The following is a 2,444-nucleotide window of genomic DNA, read 5'->3' as shown; positions in this document are numbered from 1 at the left end:
GGTCGATCACCTTCGACCAGTGCCAGAACGTCCACGGCCAGCCGTGGGTGAGGATCAACGGGATCGGGCGGGGGCCGCGGCCGGGCCTGCGCAGGAAGTGCACCGGGACACCGGCGACGCTCGCCTGGTAGTGCTCGTAGGCGTTGATGGCGGCCTCGGCCTGGCGCCAGTCATAGCCGTCCCGCCAGTAGGCGACCAGCTCACGCAGATAGCTGTCCGGGACGCCGTAGGACCAGTCCCCGTTCCCCTCGTCCAGCGGCGGACGGGTCCGTGTGAGACGGGCGTGCAGGTCATCGAGGACGTCGTCGGACACATGGATCGGGGCGGGCTCCAGGGGGAAGGCGTGCGGGGTGGTCATCGCGTGGTTCCTTACTGGACAGGGGGAAGCGGCCCCGTCGGGCTGGTGGGTGGTTGGGCGGCGAACCGGCATCCGCAGAGCCAGCGGGTGTACCGGCTGCGCAGCTACCTGTTCTGCGCGCTGTGTGGGGGGCGGATGCTCGGGAAGTCCGTCCGGAACACCCCCTACTACGTGTGTTCACCGAAGAAGGGCTACAACCCGCCGGGTCATCCTGCCATCTCCAGCTTCTGGATCCGGGAGGAGGCGCTGCTGGCCGGCCTGGGTAGTTTCCGCGCCGAGCGGGTCTTCGGCCGCTACCGGCATGATCTCCTTGGTGCCCATCTGGACGGCGTCGCCGCCGCCCGGCAGGAGGAACGTGACCGGCGGTTGGTCGCCCTGCGCACGGCTCTCACCGAGACCGAGAGCAGGAGGCAGCGGCGGCTGCTGACCACGTTGGAAACGCGGGATGGTCCTACCGGGGCGGTGTTCTCCCGCGTGCAGCAGCGGATCGCGGATGCCCTGGGCTCCGCAGGGAAGACGGTCGTGCGAAGCACGACCTCGAGGGTCCGGGGGCCGCCCCCCGGGCAGATATCGCGGCCCCGGCAAAGCCGATCAGAGATCGGCGAGCACGACAAGCCAGCGCGTGCCCCCGGTGGGATTCGAACCCACACTGTCGGTGGTTTGAGCACCGTCTCTCTGCCGTTGGAGTACAGGGGCCGGCAGTCACGGTCCGCGGACGCTGGGTCTTGAAGTTGCTGGCGAACCGGTCAATATGCAGGTAGAGCTTCCTCCATGACTGTAGCCGGGTAAGGTGCGGATCGACCGGCCGCCCCACGCCGCGGCGAGTCAACAGTGTGATCCTAGCCCTGCGAGCCCAGGAGTCCGACTCGATGAGCCAGCCATCCTCGACCCCCCGCCGGGTGCTGATCGCCGAGGACGAGGCGCTGATCCGCCTCGATCTGCGGGAGATGCTCCAGGAGGAGGGCTACGAGGTGGTCGGTGAGGCCGGCGACGGTGAGGTGGCGGTCAGTCTCGCCACCAAGCTGCGTCCCGACCTGGTCATCCTCGACGTCAAGATGCCCCGGATGGACGGGATCGACGCCGGCGCGCACATCGCCAAGGAGCGGATCGCGCCGGTGGTGATCCTGACCGCGTTCAGCCAGCGGGATCTCGTGGAGCGGGCCCGGGACGCCGGGGCGATGGCCTACGTCGTCAAGCCGTTCCAGAAGAAGGACCTGCTGCCGACGATCGAGATGGCGATGAGCCGGTTCACCGAGATCGTCAGCCTGGAGGCCGAGGTCGAGGACCTGCAGGGCCGCCTGGAAGCCCGCAAGATCATCGAACGGGCGAAGGGGGTCCTGCAGACCGAGCACGCCATGACCGAGCCGGACGCCTTCCGCTGGATCCAGCGCACGTCGATGAACCAGCGGCGCACGATGCGGGCGGTGGCCGAGGCCGTGCTGGCCGGTGACCTGCTGCCCGGCGAGGCCCTGCCCGGAGCGTGACCACCGTCCGCAACCTGCTCGGGCGGAACCGGAGGAACGAAGAACGAAGAACGAAGAACATGGTCGGACGGCTGACAGCCATGCTCGGACGGCTGTTCGTCACTGGGCCGCGGCGGCGGCTACACCGGGTGTTCGCCGTTGTGGTCGCTGTGATCGTGGTCCTCGTGGCCGTTCTCGCGGTGGCGCTCACGGGCGGTTCGCCGGCTCACGGGCCGTCCGCCACGCGGACCAGGACGGCCACGCTCGGGCTGATCGCACCGCTGTCCGCGGACCGCGCATCCGTGGGTACGGCAGTGCGCAACGCCGTTCGCCTCGCGGTCGACGAGGCGAACGCCCAGGGCACGATCCCGGGCTGGAAGGTCCGGCTGAGCGTCCAGGACGACCTGTCCAGGCCGGACGGCGGCGCCCGCGCCGCGGGGACGCTCGCCGCCGACCAGACCCTGATCGGCGTGGTCGGGCCGCTGAGCTCCACGGTCGCGATGGTCGCCCTGCCCACCCTGGACGCCGCCGGGATCGCGGTGATCTCGCCGTCCAACAGCCAGCCCGAGCTGACCGGCGCCCCCTCGTCGGCCGCGCCGGCCCCGTCGACGGCCCGGAGCAGG

The 2,444-nt window shown here is 70.2% G+C and carries 3 protein-coding genes and 1 tRNA gene; 2 read left to right on the top strand and 2 right to left on the bottom strand.

The features are described from left to right. Together NBW84_RS01780 and NBW84_RS01775 are read right to left on the bottom strand one after the other, a co-directional pair. Window positions 1–358: epoxide hydrolase N-terminal domain-containing protein (locus tag NBW84_RS01780; protein WP_250281064.1), on the bottom strand; the 358-nt coding region annotated here is incomplete at its 3' end. Between the two features lie 623 nt (window positions 359–981). Further along, window positions 982–1,054: transfer RNA gene (locus NBW84_RS01775), tRNA-Leu, on the bottom strand. Between the two features lie 173 nt (window positions 1,055–1,227). On the opposite strand from NBW84_RS01775, the gene NBW84_RS01770 reads away from it, so the two are divergent. Further along, a complete protein-coding gene (locus tag NBW84_RS01770; protein ID WP_013873459.1) occupies window positions 1,228–1,842 on the top strand; it encodes an ANTAR domain-containing response regulator in 615 nt (204 codons plus the stop codon). A 59-nt stretch (window positions 1,843–1,901) separates the two neighbouring features. Further along, window positions 1,902–2,444, top strand: a 543-nt coding sequence (locus tag NBW84_RS01765) for an ABC transporter substrate-binding protein (RefSeq protein ID WP_250281063.1), incomplete at its 3' end; no start/stop codon positions are given.

It is taken from the genome of Protofrankia sp. CiP1_Cm_nod2, assembly GCF_920664355.1.
GTDB lineage: Bacteria > Actinomycetota > Actinomycetes > Frankiales > Frankiaceae > Protofrankia.
Note: the sequence above shows the minus strand (reverse complement) of the source record. Positions and strands in the feature narration are given on the sequence as shown.

What these genes read in the sequence shown, in the direction of transcription:
- NBW84_RS01770 (WP_013873459.1), top strand. Translation starts at nt 1,228, where the DNA reads ATGAGCCAGCCATCCTCGACCCCCCGCCGGGTGCTGATCGCCGAGGAC.